This window comes from Gardnerella sp. DNF01195, from assembly GCF_049244175.1.
Classification (GTDB): domain Bacteria; phylum Actinomycetota; class Actinomycetes; order Actinomycetales; family Bifidobacteriaceae; genus Bifidobacterium; species Bifidobacterium leopoldii.
Genome location: NZ_CP058383.1, coordinates 1,283,763 through 1,302,520 on the forward strand (window position 1 = coordinate 1,283,763; position 18,758 = coordinate 1,302,520).

Sequence of the window (18,758 nt, forward strand, 5' to 3'; positions counted from 1 at the left end):
AATATTATTTTGAACACTTTTAATAAGCATTCATGAGTCAACTATGAGCTTAAAGAAAGTATGAGTAAATATTTTTTTACTATTGTGGTTAAAAGCTTGAGTAAAATTACGGAGCTATTCACAAATCCACAATTTCTTCTTTTGATATATTATTTTTTATTTCTAAAGTGTAAAATAAGCGCATTTTAATTGCATACTGCACGTTTTCTATACGCAATCGATAAAAAAACAAAAACTCCGGACCGCGAAAAGCAATCCGGAGTAACCCGCGGAGTCAGAGAGATTCGAACTCTCGAGCCGCTTACACGACTAACACCTTAGCAGGGTGCCCCTATCGGCCACTCAGGCATGACTCCACTTGTTTACTGTACATAACAGCAACAGATTGACACTATAGCACCTCTTAAGGACTGTAAACAAGCTTGGCGACACACTTTAAGATAACATTAATATAACAATATCCAGTGCTACACAGGATTATGATCTCCAGAAAACGTTACGACTACAGCAAACATAACAAGAATTATTCCTGCAATATCAGTCAATGTTGGAATTTCACCAAATCCCATTCCAATAATAACCGCGATCGCAGGATACAACGCTTGCATAACAGAGTATTTTGCAGAAGTAACACGTTTCAATAAAACCTGATCAAGCAAAGTTGGGAAGAAAGAAGCGCATATTGCAATAACCAACATTAACGCAAGTAAAGCAAAAGAACCACCAGGGCGAGCAGCCCAAGTAGCTTCTGGTTTAGGCGAAATAACATGCTGCACTGCAGGAACAGCAAGAACAACAGACTGCAGCAGCCAACCAATAAGAGCTGCAACACTTACACGATCAATAGCGTGTGAACTTTTTGCCAACATGCGACCTGAAACAATATATAGACCCCACATTGAACCGCCAACAAGAATGGCGAATAACCCAATTAGAAAATGTGGGCTTACTGAACTATGTATAGAAGCACTAGCTAACAGCATAATGCCACAAACAGCAATCACAATTCCCACACGCTCTCGCCATTCATGACCTGTAATAACAGCTACAAGCAAGGGGCCTATGAATTCTATGGTTACCGCAACGCCAACAGCCATGCAACTAATAGCAACATAGAACATAGTGTTCATAGCAACTAACGACACGCCAACAGCTGCAACAATCCCCCATTCTCGTAGCGTTTTTGGTAAAAGACTACGTTTGCTGCGAGAAAATGGTCTTCTCCAAGCCAAAAGCAACAATGTCATAAATCCTACTCGATACCACACTGCATACAGAGGATCCAATTGGCTAAAAGCTACTTTTGCAACAGAAGTTGCTGTATACACCATTGAAGCCTCAATGACGATAATAAGCAGCACAGGCATGCGATGTAAAAGATTGACGACAAATTGCTTCATAGCAACAACCCTACATGAATATTGATCCGACATACGCTTTTTTACAAAAACATTAGTTTAATCCACAAATTTTTTCCATGAAATCGAACGTTTGTTCTATTATAAACTTATGAGTACAGCACCGAGAGTACAAGCAGCGAAACGTGATTGGGGGCACGACACCTCAGGTTGTAACATACTTCACGTCGACATGGATGCATTTTATGCTTCTTTAGAAGTTGCAAGACATCCGGAGCTTAAAGGAAAGCCGCTTATTATTGGCACAGGCAATCGTGCTGTTGTTTCTGCAGCAAGTTACGAAGCGCGCGCTTACGGCGTTAATTCCGCTATGCCCGTTGTTAAAGCTAGAAATCTTTGTCCACAAGGAGTTTTCTTGCCAGTTGACATTCCTTATTATTCAAGCGTTTCCAAAAGTATTTTTGAAAATATTTTTTTGCATATTACTAATCAAGTTGAAAAAGTTTCTGTTGACGAATGCTATATGAATGTTAAATCGGCTTTATTACAGTGGAAATCGCCTGTAAATATTGGAACTTGGGTACGAAAAGAAGTATTTGAAAAGTATCATATCACATGTTCAGTTGGTATTGCTAACAATAAACTTATTGCAAAAATGGCTTCCACTAATGCAAAACCTAATGGAATGCTTCTTATTCCGCAAAAATGCAATGAAGATTTTGTATCAATAATGCCATTGCGCGCAATACCAGGAATTGGCTCATCTTTAATACATAAGCTTGAGGATTGGGGCTTATCTACTGTTACGTCGCTTAAAAATGTTGACGAAGCAACGCTTACTCGCATAACAGGTTCGCAAATCTTAGCAAGAATGATATATCAATCAGTTAGGGGCATAGACGAGCGCACTGTAACTGCACATACCCCTGAAAAATCCATTGGAAGTGAGCGAACTCTTGATACAGATACCACGGACGAGAATGCTGTTAAACAATTACTACAGCAATGCTGCAGCGAAGTAACTCAACAGTTGCGAAACAGAAAACTTATGGCACGCACTATAACGTTAAAACTACGCTTTGGCGACTTGCATTATGTTACTAGATCTTCTACTTTGCAAAACGCAACTGATTCAACACACGAGTTTTACGAGCATGTCGTTGTTTTGCTTTCTAAAGCTAATCCAACTGTGCATAATTACATTCTTGGAGGCAATAATACAAAGCTTTTAAGCCCAGTTCGTTTAGCTGGTGTTACAGCGAATAATCTTGTGCCAACAAATAAGGTTTCACTTCAGCCTTCTCTAAACGATATTCTGGAGGAAAATACTCGCGAATCTAAAAATCCTACACAAAACAGCATGTCCGCAATGAATAAAAATACTAGATTGCGTCACGCAGAACACGCTTTAGATGCCGTTCGCAAAAAATACGGCAACAACGCGGCTCATATTGGATTATGAACTCGCGCCACATTAAACAATACTTTTTCAAATGATTAATTACTTGCTTTATCTGAACGCGGAGGCAAGGCTGCAACGCGAGCTTCATCCCATCCGGAAGCTCCAGCATCTGTAGCTCCTCCCAAATCTCCGAGCTTGTCGAAATAATCAACCGCAGCATCGCGATACCACTCCCAGCCTTCTGGCAAATCATCTTCATAAAAAATAGCTTCTACTGGGCAAGCCGGTTCGCAAGCTCCACAATCCACACACTCGTTCGGGTTAATATAAAGCGTTCGATCGCCTTCATAAATGCAGTCTACAGGGCATTCATCTACACACGCTTTATCTTTTACATCAACGCAAGGCTCTGCGATTACATATGGCATAACGCCCTCCTTTCTGCTTTTATGCAACTTTTCTATTATAGAACATTTTTGAAAAGTCTATGACACAAAAAGTCGGCATGCGATATAACCGTATGCCGACTTCTTGCTAAATAAATAATTTATTAATTTTGATTATTTTGCGAGGCCGCAGCAGACGCCTCAGCTTGAACTTCTGCACGAGCCTGCTCCTCTGTTTCTCCTTCAGCTACCTTCGCTGCAGCAGCGGCATCTTGAGCAAACAAAGTTTCAACCGGAACACCGAGCTGCTTAGCTTTACGCAACTGCCTGCCAAGCAAAGAATTACGGTAAGAGTAACCGAAGTACACCGCAAAACCAATTGCTAGCCACACTGCAAAACGAATCCACGTAAGCACAGACAAGTTAAGCATGAGCCAGAATGTAGAAAGTGCTGCAAACAGCGGAAGCCATGGATTGCCAGGAACGCTAAATGAACGGTGCAAATCTGGTCTGCGCATACGCATAATCGGCACGCCAGCAGAAACAAGCAGGAATGCAGAAAGCGTACCAATGTTCACCATATCGGAAAGAATACCAATATCGAGAGTGGAAGCAACGACTGCCACAACAATACCAGCAACGATCTGAAGTCTTGCAGGAATACCACGCTTGCTCACTTTAGAGAAGCTGCGTGGGAGCAGACCATCACGGCTAACAGCGAAGATAATGCGCGTAAGACCGAGCAAAAGCACCATCACAACGGTTGTTAAACCAATAACAATACCGAGGGAAATAATCTTTGCAGCCCAAGTAGCACCCACAAGTTCGAAGCTTGTAGAAAGCGAAGGAGCGGCTTGCTTTGCCAAATCCTTATAGGAAACCATACCAGTTGTTACGACTGCGACGAGGATGTAAAGAACAGTAACAATAAACAATCCAAGACCAATGCCTCGTGGAATGTTCTTGTGCGGATCCTTAGTTTCTTCTGCTGTGGTTGCCACAACGTCAAAACCAATAAACGCGAAGAACACGAGGGCCGCGCCGGAAAGAATACCTGGAACGCCATAAACAGCTGGCTGCATGCCTGTTACCCACTGCCACAGAGGCTGTGCCATAACCCCAGAGACTTCTATTCCCTTTACACTTGCAGCGTCGGTTGCAGGTGGCACAAATGGCGTAAAGTTGGAAGCTTTAATGTAGAAGAAGCCCACAACAACCACGAACAGAACGATACCAATCTTCAAGATTGTTAAAGCGCCGTCGAAGCGTGCAGAAAGCTTAGTTCCAAGGACAAGCATAGTTGTAAAGAATGCAACGATTATAATTGGAGCAACATCAATAGTGAAACCACCTACGTTAAAACTGGTGGTCATATTCAAACCGAAAAGCTTCATTAAATCGTTAAGATAAACGCCCCAATACTTTGCAATTACTGAGCCAGCCATCAGCATTTCTAGGATCATATCCCAGCCAATAATCCAAGCAATAAGCTCACCAACTGTAGTATATGTAAACGTATAAGCAGATCCAGCAACTGGGATCATTGAAGCAAATTCTGCGTAGCACATTGCAGCAGAACCGCATACAATGCCTGCAATAATAAAGCTAATAATTACAGCAGGACCAGCATGGAATGCTGCAGCCTGAGCACCGACAGAGAAAATACCGGCACCAACAGCGACAGCAACACCCATAACTGCCAAATCCCAAGCATTTAATGTACGTTTAAGATGGCGTTCACCATCCATAGTCTCAGCGATAGTCTGTTCAACAGACTTCTTTCTCCATATTTGCATAATAAACGCACTTTCGTTGAGGTATAGGTATAAAGGTATGCCGCAATCAGAAGCGAATTAATAAATTTGCGAAACAGTTGCGACTTCACCTATATAAAATTTCTACTTAATTTTCTTTATTTATTCCTGTAAATGTAATTAAATAAAAAATTTATATAGATAATGTAGGTAAATATTACACAAAACATTGCTTACACGGTAGTTTTACCGTGTGTTCCTTTATTATTTGTGAAAATTTAAACAATAAACTTATATATTACTGCATAAAACATATTATATTCGTAAAATTTTCAGTTTATAGAAATATTTATTACAACAGGTTCAGGAATAAGCGTTACACCAAACTTACTTTGCACACCACGGATAATAGTTTTTGCCAAATTTGCAATGTCGTCACAAGAAGCATTATTACGATTGGTAAGCGCCAAAGTATGCAATGAAGAAAGACCTGCAGGCGAAGGTTTCCCATTTTCTATAAGCCTAAAACCCTTATGGAATCCAGCATGGTCAATAAGCCAAGCTGCAGAAGTTTTTATACCATGCGATCCATCTTGCATAATTGCATCAAATTTAGGAGCATCTTCTGGCAAAGTATCGGCTTCACTAGTACTAAGTATTGGATTCATAAAGAAACTACCGCAACTATGACGATCACTGTAAATATTATCGCCCTCTAAAAATTCGCCAGTAACATAGTCTTCACTTTGCAATCGCAAAGCAAATTCAACACCTTCAGCACACTTTGTACCACGCATCCACAGCTTATCGTAACGAGAAGCATCCTCAAGCATGCCTTTAGAAGCACGAACGCGCAAAACTTCACGACGTATTGCTGCTGTTTGCATACGCTCGCCTAATTCTACGTGCAAAGCATTAGCTAATTGCGAATGAGAAACAACGCCAGTTGAATTATGCTTCAAACAAAAAGTAACAGACAGTACAACGTAACGAGGAGTAGGAAAATACGAATCCGCAGGGACTCCTACTGAAGAGTACATGCTTTTTTTAAGCAATGAAGTGCGATACCCAAAATTCAAAGCATCCTTCTGCAGCTCTATAGTTGATTTTGTTTTGCGGTCCCAAACTTCTACGGAAGTAACACTTTGAGATACTTCTTGACCATAAGCGCCAATATTTTGTACAACAGAAGCCCCAACAGTGCCAGGTATGCCAGAAAGACCTTCTACACCCTCTAAGCCAAGAGAAATCGTATGTGAAACAAAATCATCCCAATTACAACCAGCTTCAGCATTGATATGCACTAAATGAGCACCACTTTGCAAATCAATGCCATCTTCTGAAGGTGCTGCTTCATCAAGCACATGAATATCGCGTCTAGCATCTCGCACAACAACGCCGTTGAAATCCTCATCGCTAACAAGCATATTAGAGCCGCCACCGATAACACATAAAGGCAGACCAGCCTCATCAGCATCTTCTACCGCTTCAATAACAGCAACGCGACTTTTGGGCTCTATAAAACGCACAATTTTGCCACCTACGCCAACAGTTGTTATATCTGCAAATGATGGATTATTTACTAAAGATGCTTGCATACTCATGGTTTAAATATTAACAGCAATAAATAACAAAAACCCCGCATTAAGCGGGGTAATAAGCATAAAATCTGCGCAACTAGCAACAAGCTTAAACAAGCCAAAACCGTGAGCGCAGTAAGCTGAAAATTCAGCGAGTCTCGCGATGAAGCGTATGCTTGCCGCAGCGTGGGCAGAACTTGTTCAACTCAAGACGATCAGGCGTATTGCGACGATTCTTCGTCGTGATGTAATTACGCTCTTTGCACTCCGTGCATGCCATCGTAATGCCCGGACGGATGTCGGCGCTCTTGCTTGCCATTTCGTTCACCTCTACAATTCATTATTGGCCAGCCAGTCTCCTACTGGCCGTTGTAGCGAGGAAGAGACTCGAACTCTTGACCTTACGATTATGAGTCGTACGCTCTAGCCAGCTGAGCTACCCCGCCAGAGAGCCTCGAGTGAGAATCGGACTCACGACCTCTTCCTTACCAAGGAAGTGCTCTACCACTGAGCTATCGAGGCGTGGCGGGTAGTGGATTCGAACCACTGAAGCACGAAGCGGCTGATTTACAGTCAGCTCCCTTTGACCACTTGGGAAACCCGCCAGCAGTCTCCGTAAGAAGTGAACTTCAAACGGCAACTTTGTTATTTTGCCACGAAATCGCGACTAATGCAAGATTAAGACACGCCGAAAGCAAAACTTTTATGCAAAAAGCTAGTTATTTAGCGAAAAACCCTCTTTTTTTAAATTTTCGCAAACTGTCAAAACTCTGTCATTAGCCTCGCGCTCGCCGATACTAATGCGAATACCTTCACCAGCAAAAGCGCGAACAGACAATCCTGCAGCAATAAAATGTTCTGTTACTTTCTCAGTATCTGCCCCAAATGGCATCCAGAAGAAGTTTGCGTACGCATCCTCAATATTCCAGCCTTGCTCGCGTAAAGCTTCAACAATGCGCTCGCGCTCAGCAACGAGAGATGCAACACGAGTACTCATCTCCTTGCTTGCGTCATCTTCCAAAGAAGCCAAAGCTGCGACCTGCGCTATTTGAGACACTCCAAATGGCACAGCAACTTTACGCATACCGTCTACGACTTCAGCCGGAGCAATACCATAACCAATGCGCAAACCTGCCAATCCATAAGCCTTGGAGAACGTTTGAGCAACAACTACATTTGGATACTCATGGTACAGCTTTATGCCATTTGCAGTGCCTTTTGCTGTGTTAAACTGCACATAAGCTTCGTCAATAAGTACAAGAACGTCGCTTGGCACAGCATCTAACACCTTGCGAGCTTCCTTCTCGCTAAGTGAAGCAGAAGTTGGATTATTAGGATTATTCAAAATAATCAAACGCGTGCGATCGTTAATAGCTGCAATCATAGCGTCAACATCGTGAGAACCATCGGCACGATTAGGAATCTGAACGCTTGTAGCACCAGCTCCCGTTACAATAATCGGGTAAGCTTCAAAGCTTCTCCAAGGATATATGACCTCATCTCCCGGACCTGCAACCAAGTCAACAAGCTGCGTAATAACTTCCGTAGAGCCGCAACCAAGCACTACTTCGTCTGCAGTCACACCAAAACGCTTAGCAAGTTCTTCAACAACTTCTGTGCCACGCATATTAGGATAACGGTTTATTACATTAAGCGCGCGATTTGAGATTGCTTCTTTTACGCTTTGCAAAGGCTCATAAGGATTTTCGTTACTAGAAATCTTATACGCACGAATGCCGTCCAATTTAGGAGCTGGCTTACCCTGCTTGTAGCTAGGAATTGTATCTACAATATTGCGGTGTTTGTATGTCATACTTCTCCATCATACTCTACACATACCTTAACTGTGCAATAGCGAAAATCCGACTAAAATTGCGCACGCATGTAAAGAAACTGCCGCTTTATCGCCTTAATCCGACCAAAACTTTACAGCCATGTAAACTTTCTGCCGGCTATCCAAATATTTCACGGCACATTCTTACGTACCGCAATAAAAAACGCTGGGAATAACGTTTCCGTCATTTCCAGCGTAAGTTTTATTGCTTCAACCGGCTAAATACTAGCCAAGAATCGCAAGCACATCACGAGAAGACACGATTAAGTAGTCCTCACCTTCGTAATGCACTTCAGTTCCACCGTACTTGGAATAAAGAACCTTGTCTCCAACCTTAACATCCATAGGAATGCGCTCGCCCTTATCGTCACGACGACCAGGACCTACGGCAAGAACTTCACCCTGCTGTGGCTTTTCCTTGGCATTATCTGGAATATACAAGCCAGAAGCAGTCTGAGTTTCCGCTTGAGCTTGCTTAACAATAATCTTGTCCTCCAACGGTGTGAGCTTAATCGACACTGTTGCCACCCCTTTCATAAGAGATATTAATTTCGTACGCAAGAAACAATCCGACGAGGCTGACGATCACGTCCGCAACCGCACTTACGCTCTGTGCCTCATAATAGCGCGAATTTAGCACTCTAACAACTCGAGTGCTAATCTTTTAAGAAAATTTTTAGAAAACTCTTAAATCAGGCATTGCGACGAGCAAGAACATCATGCAAATTTGCCACACCAAGTGAGTCTTCAGAACTTTCTGGAGCATCCACTTCGCTTACTTTTTCTTTTTCGTGGAACTGAGAAGAGTTTGCAGCAACAAAATTAGTAGCGGCAGCAGCACTATCAGCGTTAGCAACTGGTACAGCTTTAACTACTTGCTTAGTTGATTTAATTTCCAAACTTTCTGGAGTACGAGATGCCAAATTAGCATTACTTGAATCAGACTTAGTTTGTGAATCAAGCGAGAACGAAATTAAATCTTGATTAGACTGATAGTTTTGCCCCGAAGCCACAGAAGCGTTAGAAGAATCGTATGCGTCTTTATTTTCCGCTTCAACGATATTAGATTCTTTAGATTCAGATTCTTCTTTATACGAACGCTCACGCAACGCTGCATTGCGCTCTTGCTCCGCACGATGTAACGCAACACGAATTTCGCTCTGCTCCATAACCGAAGTTTCAGTATTGTCACGAGATGCGCCATTTCGAACAGGCACTACAGTCTGAGATACAGAATACTCAGCACTGTCGTTTTGGGAAATCGCATCACTACTGTTGATTTCTCCATTAAAATCAGAATCAGATGCAGAAGAATAATCTTTCAACTGACGTATAACAGCACTATTGCGGCGTTCACATAATTCATCCTCAGCTTTGCGTTTCGAAGCAGCGCGCATTGTTGCAATACGCGCCTCCCAAGCACGAGCATGCTTAGAAGCACGAGCTCCAAAATAAAGCACTACTGCCAACATAGCTCCAGGAATAAGAGCAAAAACTGGAGAAAATATACCAGAGCATCCTGCTAAGAATACGACAAAAGTCAAGACAGCAAGCGCAACTACCAACACACAACGACGGCGTATCGCAGCACGCCTAGCAGCGCGAATGCGCGCAATATATTCAGGAGTTAATGTTCGTTTTTGTTGTGTCGGTTGCATACAAGCCCCTTTTGCCAACATACTAGTACCGTCGCAAATACGCGTAGTACTCCACTCACCTACAAGATGAAGTGTTGGTGAAAACCTATCCTCGCGATGTTCAAGCATAGACTTCATGCCGTTAACCGTGCGTTTAGGCAACCACCCGAACCATAAGGCTACGAGGATGACTAATACGAGTACCGCACTCACCGATTCATAACCCATAACTATTAATATAAGGAAGTCATAGGATGTGTAGCAACATAAACATTTCGGCGTGTCGCCAAAATGTGGGATTATTGCGCGCGCCATCACACAATATGCTGTGCCGCAATCATTCACTAAGCAAATTTAACACCTATAATAACTGTCATAGTATGTACTAGGATATGTGAAGGAACAGTAAGTTTCTACTTACGTGCTCGTGTAACTTCGGAGGGACTTTTGCCTACTTATCATTATCGTTGCAAGCAATGCGGATACGATTTTTCAGAACATCAATCATTTTCAGATGACCCTATTACCATTTGCCCTCAGTGCGGGAAAGATGCAGTGCACAAAGTGTACTCCGCTCCTCCAATCAACTTTAAAGGCAAAGGCTTTTATCGAACCGATAAATGATTTTGTAAAATTATAAATATTAATTATTGTTTAAATATTGCGCGCTAATAGGTTTTATCCACAGTGCGCAATTTTTCTTGCTCTTGCATTTTTTATATTTCAAAATGCAAGTATGAGCATAAATTTTTCTTTATTTAAATCTCAAAATAACGCAAAAAATAGTGCGTTATTGCAGCGAAGGCAACGCGCTTTCGTGCGGAAAATCATTATTGTGCTATGTGCTGGAATGATGGCTTTACTCGTTGTGTCAACTATTATTGATTCACAAGAGACTCAAGTCATAGCAGTAGCTAAACACAATATTCAGCAAGGTTCACGCGTTAGCGTAAACGATATTGCATACGTTCGAGTGCCTAAGCATAAAGTATTTAATCAAGCGCTATCCAATAATATAAGCGCGAATGCTTCTATTGTTGCAACATGTGAAATACGTAAAGGCATGCCAATTTTGCAAACACTATTAAGTAAAATTCCGCGCATTCCAAAAGGATTCACTTCTATTACCATTCATTTAGCTAGTGCAGATCACACACTGCTTCCTGGCGAAAAAATCGATTTAGCTTTTAGCAAGCCTGTGCAAGATGAAGAAATTTCTAACTCTCAAAATGCAGAAAGCCGAAACAGCGAAAAATCTAAAAGTAACACTGCAGAAAATAACGATAAAAACAAAAACCACGATATTGAAGAAAACAATATTGCAGAAATTGACGAACGCTATGTTAGCGTAGTTCATAATGTTATGGTGATGCAAATAAGTCAAAACACTCAAGCTTCACAAAATCAGCAGAATACTACCACTCTTGCTATGCCTGCTGCAGATGCGTTGCGATTATTACAAGCTCAGTCTGCAAACCCCTCTTTGGCAATTATTGCCATGAAATTGTCACAATGAGATTGCCGTCATGGAATACGTACACGATTAGTAGAAATCAGCGGTAATTATTAGCAATTAGCGATAATAGCCAGTCAGCAACAAGCAGCAACAAGAATAAATCATTCTGCTACTTCTCGCGTATTTCAAGCTCAACTCATACGCTCGGAAAATACAGCCCAGTGAGGCGGCAATTCGCTTAAAATACGATTATCGTCGTCTTGATTACGCTGTTGCAAAGTAAGCTCGTCAGAAGGCTCGAGTTTAACGCCATCTGCATCAAAAAGCTCTGAGCCTTCACGGACAACCCTAACCGACCTGCGGGGAGATCTTCTATTGGGATCGTATTTACTCATTCGTTGTCACCATACAATTCCCCAAGACGAGAAACAACACGATCAACCTCTTTTTCAGGATTGACAAAAGCTCCAACGCTCCACACTGTCATAACTGACCAGCCCAAGGATTCCAAATCCTGAATAATCATGCGATGACGTTCACGAGTTGATTGCACGCTCATAAATTGTGCATCATCCGTAAGCACAGCAACAGCAAATGGCTTATCAGCAAGTCCAACTACTAGAGGAATTCTAACGCCATTATCGAAGCCATAGTTGACTGCAACTTTTAATCCACGCGAGCGAATACGCTCAGCTAAATCAGTAAATAGCACATTCCTTTGCGCAGCTTCTGCAGCAATTTGCGCTTCAACATCGTTAGCATCTTCTGGACGAAGCGGCTTATCACTTAACTTCTCAGCCCATTGCAAAAGACTCTTCAAAAGCTTTGGACCATCTTGGTGCAAACGCTCATCTTCCATATCTTTAGATGTAAACGCACTAACAATATCTAGATGACGACGAGCTAGAGCCAAAGCGTCAAGAAGCATACTGCTTCCACCTTCTTCTTCAAGCAATCCAAACTGCTGAAGAAGTCTGCCATGAGATGTCTTTGCATAGCAAAGCGACATAATTACATCTGTTGCTATTGCTCCAGAAGCTTCATTAACGCCCAAAAGTCTCACATGTCGCAAGAATCTAGCCATGTTTTCGTCTTTAATAGACAAAGACTTCAACTCAGCTCCCAAACGACTGCGGAACACGTTTGTCAACGTAACTACGACAAGCACATAGCTTGAAGGAACAACCGTAAACGTATTCGCACGCTGACGAATAAGCTCAACTACTTCATCAATTTCACGCTGGCTGCTTTCAATAAGCCCAGAAGACATTACTGGAACTCCAGTTGCTTCAATTTGATGCAAACGAACTTTGCCTTGCAAACGCTCAACAGGAACGTCGTGACGCAACTTTCCGTAACCATATTCTTCCAAGAATCGCGCTAAACGAAGCGAGCGCCTTGTTGCTCTAGAAACTACTGTTACAGATGGGAGTAATGAAATAAGTGAACGCAAGCTTTCAGAACTTATTGTTTGCTTATGTGCTAAAACTACTACTTGACGAGCACGAGACAAAATAGATAGCAACTCAATATTTGATATATGAGATGCCGAATCAATTATTACAGTATCTGCAATAGGTCTCAACGGAGTCATCATAGTAAGAGTAGATGGCATAGCTACAAGTATTGGTTTCGCAGCCAAAACAAGTTCCGCATAATTGCGCAATAATTTATTAAAAGTAATTCCAGAACGGTTTCCGGCGAGCATAGTATGTAACTGATTAGCTTCTTGCGTATGCGAGAACAATAAATCACACAAATGCCTCATAGCTTCTTGCTGAACCATCGGACCGATTGAACGCACATGTTCTGTATCAACTTGCACGAATCGATCAGAAGCATCTTGCATTGCTGAGCCATCTTGGTGAGAAATAATTGCAGAAGAATTAACGATATCTTCAAAAACAGTAGTCCACCAAGCTAATTGCAACTCACCGTCAATTGCATTACCTGTAACGTTGCGACGACGCAAATCGCTGACTAAATCAGATAAGCCCGCTTTACTGAACTCGCGTTCCAAATTGCAACGACCAGGGAGAGTATCTAGAGATGCTCTGTCGTCATGCAAATCTTGCAAACGAGCTTCGAGCTGCGCAAATTCAATATTTTCAAGATCTGCACCCTTAAGAGTTGTTGCTAACACTGCATCAAGAGCAACTAAATGCCTTGCTAATAATTCTTGAGTATTTACAATATCATCCAATTTTGGCGGCAAAACAGGCCATCCGCCGTGAGGCACGAAAGTACGCCACTGAGCTGCTTGCTGCGCAACAATCTTTAATGCCTCATGCAAATCATCGACTTTAGCTCCAACTCTTAGCAAGCTGCGCGCTTCTCGAACATGATGTCTACGTTCCCAGAAGCCCATAATTGTGCCTTCGGCTTTACGCTGAGCTTTCGGCTTACTCGCTTCAATCATTGCATCTAAATCGCGCTCAAAAATTTCAGGCTGGAATACGTCAAGTACACGTCGCAAATTTTTGAGAACTGTAACTTGACGACTCCACTCACGAGCTGTTGTTGGCACAGGGAAACCACAGCTTTGCACAGTGCTTTTAACTTGTTCTCGAGTTGCTGGAAGAAGCTTAAGAAGCACGTCTACAACACGCTGATATACAGATATAGCTTCATTTTCGTCAAATATCGACGCGCCAAACCAAGGAGTATCTTCAGGATTTATCCTAAACTCTCCAAGTTCATCGGCTTGGTGGAATTTCTTCGACCACTCCTCAATATGACCGGTCATAGCGTGCGCTGCGGCAACATCTAAACGCACATGCGTAGACGGATGGGTTGGGAACATTGCAATTGCTGCAAGATTCTGGATTGTTTGATATGCAGATACTCCCCAAGTTTCGTTGATACCATGAAGATCACCTAAATAACGAGTAAGGCGAGAACGCACTCCAACCAACTCATCTGCAACCTGCTCAAATCGTGAAGTCGCAATACTATGTCTAGCGCCAACTGCTGCAATCAACTGCGCATCGACATGCTTAGCAATATGACCATCCGCAACGTCTAATGCTAATGAGGAAATTTCATGCGTATTCAACGTGTAACGGAAACGCCTCTGCTGTTCAACAACATTAGGCACATACAACACAGAACGTCCTGCAATCACAGAACGAGAAGCAATCGCAGCAGCAATCGCAGCTGAATCCGATCCCGAATCAATATCCACGAACAGAGATTTTCCAGAAGCAACAAGCTCCGCTGCATAACGCACAACGTTATCTACTTCACCAACTTCGCATTCGCTATGAGGATCTGCGTCGAAAGGACTATATTCTGGCTTATTTGCAGACTGAAGCTTATGAATAGCTCGATCATCGCCAGCCATAGCGTCAATCATTGCATTCCCAACATTGCCAGATTGCAAAGCGTTAATAATTTGTTCACTTTCTGCTACGAAACGCGAACCAGCATCTGTGAAGCAGCCAAGTATAATATCGCGCTCAATATCAAAATCTGGAAAAGCTGAGCGAGCTTGCTTACAAATAGCATCAAACACTACAGAAGTTTCTGGCGTTCCACTTTCATATTGAGATCCGTCGAATAAAACATCTTCCCTAAGTTGAACACCACGCTCACTTAAACGCGACACAAGCGAATTGTTCAGCCCAACACTTCCAGAGAAATAAATAGTGGCGGAGGTTTCATCTTGATTAGTGTCACGAACAACTTTCACAGGATACGTAAGAACAGGCACATGGTTGCCATTCCACGATGCAACACCGACTATTAAAGAAAGCTCGGAAACACCACTTTCGTGCGCTTTTGCGTCTCTATCTTCAAAAACTCGATCTAGCCTTCGCCCAGCAGCTCGCAACATTCCAGCGTCCCGGAATAAAGATTTTAATGTTACTTTTCCGCTTGCAAAAAGTTGCGCAATTCCGGAAGGATGAGCATGCGTCAACTCTAATTGAGCAGCAAGTTGCGTTATATCTTCTAGTGGAGAAGGAGATAGCTGAGCCTGATATTGCTGCTTCCACTCAACTATATGTTGTAAAGCGTTAGTACGAGCGCTGTTCGTATTATTAGAGCCAGATTTTTCTAAAGAACCATCCTCTGACGTAGTATTTTCAACTACTGCATCAGTAAAAACTTGCTCTGACGAATCCTGCTCCACGTTGTTTGTATCACTCATATTCCCACCCTACTTGCTTACTGTTCAATAGCTTTGCGATATGCACTATAACCGCTGTTTCTAGCTAGTGCAGCATCTACTTCAGAATTACCTTGAGCTGCGAGCCACGCGTACAAGTCATCGTATAACCCAGTGTTTGCAGCCAAGAACGGAAGCAACTGCGAATATTGCGCCATCTCAAATTGCTTTGAAAAATCACTACTTTCTTCAGCTTCTTTTGACGTGAATCCGCCGGCTTCCACTACATTTTCTTGAGAGTCAAATTCGCCTTTTGATACTTTTTCAAATACGGAGCCTGGCTCAAATGCAGGTGTGTACTCCGCATCAGAATTGTTAATATCGAGATTATTAGAGTCGAGACTTGTAGTACCGAGATTTGTAGAGCCAAAACTGTTAATATCGAGATTATTAGAACCTGTATTTGCACTATTAAAAGCTGAAGTATTGACAATATTTTCAGCAAAAGTTTCAGTTGAATTTAATGGAGATACTGGAAATTCTTGAGAACTTTCGTTTTGCAATACATTTGTTTCCGAATTAACTGGCGTAACCGAAGAAACCTGAGCAACCGAATCAGCTTGATCAACTGCAGAAACCGAATCAACTGCAGAAACCACAGAATCTTGTTGAGAAGGTTCTTCTTTAGTCGCACTTTCTTGCTGAATTGCTTGCGCATCTGCAAATAAATTACGCGGCTCTACAGGAGCCTCCTGCTGCTCTCGCATAACAGGCAAAGTTACATCATGATTGATTGGAGCAACATCTGTTTGCGAATCATCATTGAGCTGAGTTTGATTTTGCATGCCTTGTTTCCAAGACAACCCAGGATGCGAAACTGATTGAGCATGGAAAACACCTGTTGGCTCACCAGCGCGCAAATCAAGAATTTGGTCTACCGATAAATCTGAAGCTGCAGGCTCATCATGCGATTCATCTGTAGCATAAGAGAACAGATTACGCACTGCGTTATCTTTTTCAACTTCAGCAGATTCTTCTTCTACACGCACAAAATCAACAGGAACATCACCGAATTGCATGCGCATTAAGTTATCTGGAAGTTGAAAATCAACATCAGGCTCTAGACGCAGCAAATCACCATTTTCGCTGACTAAATACGTACCGTTGGTCGAATGCAAATCTCGTATTGTTGCCACGCCTCGCATGTCTACAATTAGCAGCGCATGCCTCTTTGACATAGAACGTTTGTTATCTACTATGTCGACGCGCGCGAAACCATCTTCACGCAACGGGCGTATAGGCTTTCGACCAATCTCTACAGACTGACCTGCACCCACACGTGCCTGCTCGACACCACCAACTGTAATCATCCAGCGCTGCACGGTTTGTCGCTCACTCACGTGATCTGCTCCCTTCAAAAAACATACTACTTACTATTGTGTCATGCTTTGTGTATATTGCGCTAGTATTTGTTGATTTTAAGCATAAAAATAACAAAAGGCTCGGAAGAAACTCCCGAGCCTCGAAACTTGCGATATTACCAACCGTCCCTAGCGGAAAGCAACAACGCAAAGCGCTCAGCATTAATCGGTTAACGAAGCCTGAATCAATAGTAAAAAAGGAAATTTGGCAAACCATATCAACAAGCAAACGCAAACCAAGTAATTGCTGTATAAAACTAAAAGATCTACACAGCGTGCCAAGCACAAAATTTTTATAAAAGCACTTAGTCTAGCGCACCTTTTAGCACACTAGACTAAGTAATTCACAGTAAAACCGACTCAACGATCAACCAATAAGCTAAAGCCCAAATGATTCATCACTGAATCAGATTTCAGCTTAGTGACGGATCTTGCGAAGAGCAGCACCCATGCCAGCAAGCACAGAAGCAGCAACAGCAGCCATAGCTACAGCAGCACCAGTCTTAGCTAAACCAGCAGCAGCGGCACCGTTTGCACCAGCGGCAGCACCGTTAGCATTGCTGTTCTGCTGAGCAGAAGCCTTGGTATCCTTACCCTGCTTAGCAGCAGCCTCAGCAGCCTTAGCTTCCTTACCAAACTTACCGCTCATAGCAGAAGCATAAGCATGCTTCAAACCAGGAACAGCTGGGAATGTTGGAGCCAAAGGATCAGAAGTCACAACTGGTGGCAACAAAGCTGGGTTCACACCAGCAGCAACAGCCTCATTGTAAACATCCTTGTAAGTCTGCAAAGCCTTATTATAAGCAGCTACAGCAGCCAAATCCTTTGCCAGAGCATCATCATAAGCAGCCTTAGCCTTGGCAAGAGCAAGAGTTGCACGCTTAAGGTGAGCCTCAGCACGATCTGCAGCATCACGCAAACGAGTAAGGGTAGCAGAATCATTCACGCCAGAAGCCAAGAATGCGTTGAGCTTTCCATTAGCAGCACTGAATGCATCCATGCGAGCATTGTACTCAGCAATAGCAGCAACCAAAGCCTTATAAGCATCATTGAACTTATTCTTAGCAACAGCAAGTTCATCATCCTTGTTGTCCAAGTTCATCTCAGCAAGACGAACCTTGTTAATAAGAGCCCTCTTAACCTGATCCTCAGTTGGATCTGGGGTAGAGCAGTTATTAACGTTGTCCAAAGCCTTGAGATACTTGGCATGAGCTGCATTAGCAGCAGCGAGCTTAGCTTCGTAGTTGTTTTTATTAAAAACATACGTATTCATACTAGTTACATATGTCTGAGCTTCTGCAACATCTGCTGGATCTGTATTAGCAGGAACAGGATTCACCATCTCAAGCGCACCTGAAGGATTACGCTGTTGGTACAACTTAGTAACTGCTTCTTTAGTTGGCGCAGTTGGCGCAACTGGCTCAGCTGGAACAGCAGCCTTTGCATCATCCCAAGCCTTCTTAGCGTCAGCAGCGATAGACTCATTCTTGCTCTTAAGATTCCAATCGTCCTTATTCACTGGGCAATCTGGAACGATAACTTCAGCCATTGCTGGGGCAGCAAAAGCGAAACCGGAGAGGAGGGTGGCGCCAGCAGCAAATGCGGCGATAGCCTTCTTATTCAACATAATATTTTTCCTTTCTTCTTCTCCTTCGTGCTAGGTACACGAAGAAAAATTTGCTGTGCAACTCCAAACGGAGCCACACACACCCGTCAAACTAGGACTGACCGGCGTTTGCTATTAACATACCCCCCCCCCGTTCGAAAAAGTCAAGAGCAGACACACAACTCATTAACAAAAAACATTCATATTTTTACGAAA

Annotated in this window: 15 protein-coding genes and 4 tRNA genes; 3 read left to right on the forward strand and 16 right to left on the reverse strand. The window is 42.7% G+C overall.

Features of this window, described 5'->3' with window-relative positions:
- Positions 1-269: 269 nt before the first annotated feature.
- Positions 270-356 (reverse strand) — tRNA-Ser (locus HXT43_RS04945).
- 111 nt (positions 357-467) lie between these two features.
- Complete coding sequence (locus tag HXT43_RS04950) at positions 468-1,400, reverse strand: EamA family transporter (protein ID WP_004105538.1); 933 nt, start codon at positions 1,398-1,400, stop codon at positions 468-470.
- A 109-nt stretch (positions 1,401-1,509) separates the two neighbouring features.
- On the opposite strand from HXT43_RS04950, the gene dinB reads away from it, so the two are divergent.
- Positions 1,510-2,820, forward strand: coding sequence for a DNA polymerase IV (gene dinB / locus HXT43_RS04955; protein WP_064340705.1), 1,311 nt, complete (start codon positions 1,510-1,512; stop codon positions 2,818-2,820).
- A gap of 35 nt (positions 2,821-2,855) precedes the next feature.
- Here dinB and fdxA read toward each other — a convergent pair whose 3' ends face one another.
- The 10 genes from fdxA to HXT43_RS05005 all read right to left on the reverse strand — a co-directional run bounded on the left by fdxA (position 2,856) and on the right by HXT43_RS05005 (position 10,089).
- A complete protein-coding gene (gene fdxA, locus HXT43_RS04960; protein ID WP_004105541.1) occupies positions 2,856-3,188 on the reverse strand; it encodes a ferredoxin in 333 nt (110 codons plus the stop codon).
- Between the two features lie 122 nt (positions 3,189-3,310).
- Positions 3,311-4,942 (reverse strand): APC family permease, encoded by a 1,632-nt coding sequence (locus tag HXT43_RS04965; protein WP_064340729.1) that lies wholly within the window; start codon positions 4,940-4,942, stop codon positions 3,311-3,313.
- A gap of 290 nt (positions 4,943-5,232) precedes the next feature.
- A complete protein-coding gene (locus tag HXT43_RS04970; protein WP_174143426.1) occupies positions 5,233-6,504 on the reverse strand; it encodes an FAD-binding protein in 1,272 nt (423 codons plus the stop codon).
- Between the two features lie 124 nt (positions 6,505-6,628).
- Positions 6,629-6,799: a 50S ribosomal protein L33 gene (rpmG, locus tag HXT43_RS04975; protein WP_004105548.1), complete on the reverse strand. Its 171-nt coding sequence runs from the start codon at positions 6,797-6,799 to the stop codon at positions 6,629-6,631.
- 53 nt (positions 6,800-6,852) lie between these two features.
- A tRNA-Met gene (locus HXT43_RS04980) sits at positions 6,853-6,926 on the reverse strand.
- Positions 6,927-6,930: 4 nt separating this feature from the next.
- Positions 6,931-7,002: transfer RNA gene (locus tag HXT43_RS04985), tRNA-Thr, on the reverse strand.
- Between the two features lies 1 nt (position 7,003).
- Positions 7,004-7,085 (reverse strand) — tRNA-Tyr (locus HXT43_RS04990).
- 110 nt (positions 7,086-7,195) lie between these two features.
- Complete coding sequence (hisC, locus tag HXT43_RS04995) at positions 7,196-8,293, reverse strand: histidinol-phosphate transaminase (RefSeq protein WP_112928489.1); 1,098 nt, start codon at positions 8,291-8,293, stop codon at positions 7,196-7,198.
- Positions 8,294-8,539: 246 nt separating this feature from the next.
- Entirely contained in the window at positions 8,540-8,833 is a 294-nt protein-coding gene (gene groES / locus HXT43_RS05000) for a co-chaperone GroES (protein WP_004114319.1), read from the reverse strand.
- A 173-nt stretch (positions 8,834-9,006) separates the two neighbouring features.
- On the reverse strand, positions 9,007-10,089 hold the full coding sequence (locus tag HXT43_RS05005) for a hypothetical protein (RefSeq protein ID WP_032835317.1): 1,083 nt from the start codon (positions 10,087-10,089) through the stop codon (positions 9,007-9,009).
- 309 nt (positions 10,090-10,398) lie between these two features.
- Here HXT43_RS05005 and HXT43_RS05010 point away from each other — a divergent pair, with 309 nt between their 5' ends.
- Positions 10,399-10,575, forward strand: coding sequence for an FmdB family zinc ribbon protein (locus tag HXT43_RS05010; RefSeq protein ID WP_004574103.1), 177 nt, complete (start codon positions 10,399-10,401; stop codon positions 10,573-10,575).
- Positions 10,576-10,687: 112 nt separating this feature from the next.
- On the forward strand, positions 10,688-11,467 hold the full coding sequence (locus HXT43_RS05015; protein ID WP_174143425.1) for an SAF domain-containing protein: 780 nt from the start codon (positions 10,688-10,690) through the stop codon (positions 11,465-11,467).
- A gap of 131 nt (positions 11,468-11,598) precedes the next feature.
- On the opposite strand, the gene HXT43_RS05020 is transcribed toward HXT43_RS05015, so the two are convergent.
- The 4 genes from HXT43_RS05020 to HXT43_RS05035 all read right to left on the reverse strand — a co-directional run bounded on the left by HXT43_RS05020 (position 11,599) and on the right by HXT43_RS05035 (position 18,563).
- A complete protein-coding gene (locus HXT43_RS05020) occupies positions 11,599-11,802 on the reverse strand; it encodes a hypothetical protein (RefSeq protein WP_004105564.1) in 204 nt (67 codons plus the stop codon).
- Complete coding sequence (locus HXT43_RS05025; RefSeq protein ID WP_174143424.1) at positions 11,799-15,557, reverse strand: helicase; 3,759 nt, start codon at positions 15,555-15,557, stop codon at positions 11,799-11,801. Before HXT43_RS05025 ends, HXT43_RS05020 begins: the two co-directional genes overlap by 4 nt.
- 17 nt (positions 15,558-15,574) lie before the next feature.
- A complete protein-coding gene (locus HXT43_RS05030; RefSeq protein ID WP_004574107.1) occupies positions 15,575-16,915 on the reverse strand; it encodes an FHA domain-containing protein in 1,341 nt (446 codons plus the stop codon).
- Between the two features lie 439 nt (positions 16,916-17,354).
- A complete protein-coding gene (locus HXT43_RS05035; RefSeq protein ID WP_421780945.1) occupies positions 17,355-18,563 on the reverse strand; it encodes a hypothetical protein in 1,209 nt (402 codons plus the stop codon).
- Between the last annotated feature and the right edge of the window lie 195 nt (positions 18,564-18,758).

Bases quoted from the DNA above. Each gene is read 5' to 3' on its own strand.
- fdxA (WP_004105541.1), bottom strand. From the start codon at position 3,188: ATGCCATATGTAATCGCAGAGCCTTGCGTTGATGTAAAAGATAAAGCG.
- HXT43_RS05035 (WP_421780945.1), bottom strand. From the start codon at position 18,563: ATGTTGAATAAGAAGGCTATCGCCGCATTTGCTGCTGGCGCCACCCTC.
- HXT43_RS05020 (WP_004105564.1), bottom strand. From the start codon at position 11,802: ATGAGTAAATACGATCCCAATAGAAGATCTCCCCGCAGGTCGGTTAGG.
- dinB (WP_064340705.1), top strand. From the start codon at position 1,510: ATGAGTACAGCACCGAGAGTACAAGCAGCGAAACGTGATTGGGGGCAC.
- HXT43_RS05025 (WP_174143424.1), bottom strand. From the start codon at position 15,557: ATGAGTGATACAAACAACGTGGAGCAGGATTCGTCAGAGCAAGTTTTT.
- HXT43_RS04950 (WP_004105538.1), bottom strand. From the start codon at position 1,400: ATGAAGCAATTTGTCGTCAATCTTTTACATCGCATGCCTGTGCTGCTT.
- HXT43_RS05015 (WP_174143425.1), top strand. From the start codon at position 10,688: ATGAGCATAAATTTTTCTTTATTTAAATCTCAAAATAACGCAAAAAAT.
- rpmG (WP_004105548.1), bottom strand. From the start codon at position 6,799: ATGGCAAGCAAGAGCGCCGACATCCGTCCGGGCATTACGATGGCATGC.
- hisC (WP_112928489.1), bottom strand. From the start codon at position 8,293: ATGACATACAAACACCGCAATATTGTAGATACAATTCCTAGCTACAAG.
- HXT43_RS04965 (WP_064340729.1), bottom strand. From the start codon at position 4,942: ATGCAAATATGGAGAAAGAAGTCTGTTGAACAGACTATCGCTGAGACT.
- HXT43_RS05005 (WP_032835317.1), bottom strand. From the start codon at position 10,089: ATGAAGTCTATGCTTGAACATCGCGAGGATAGGTTTTCACCAACACTT.
- HXT43_RS04970 (WP_174143426.1), bottom strand. From the start codon at position 6,504: ATGAGTATGCAAGCATCTTTAGTAAATAATCCATCATTTGCAGATATA.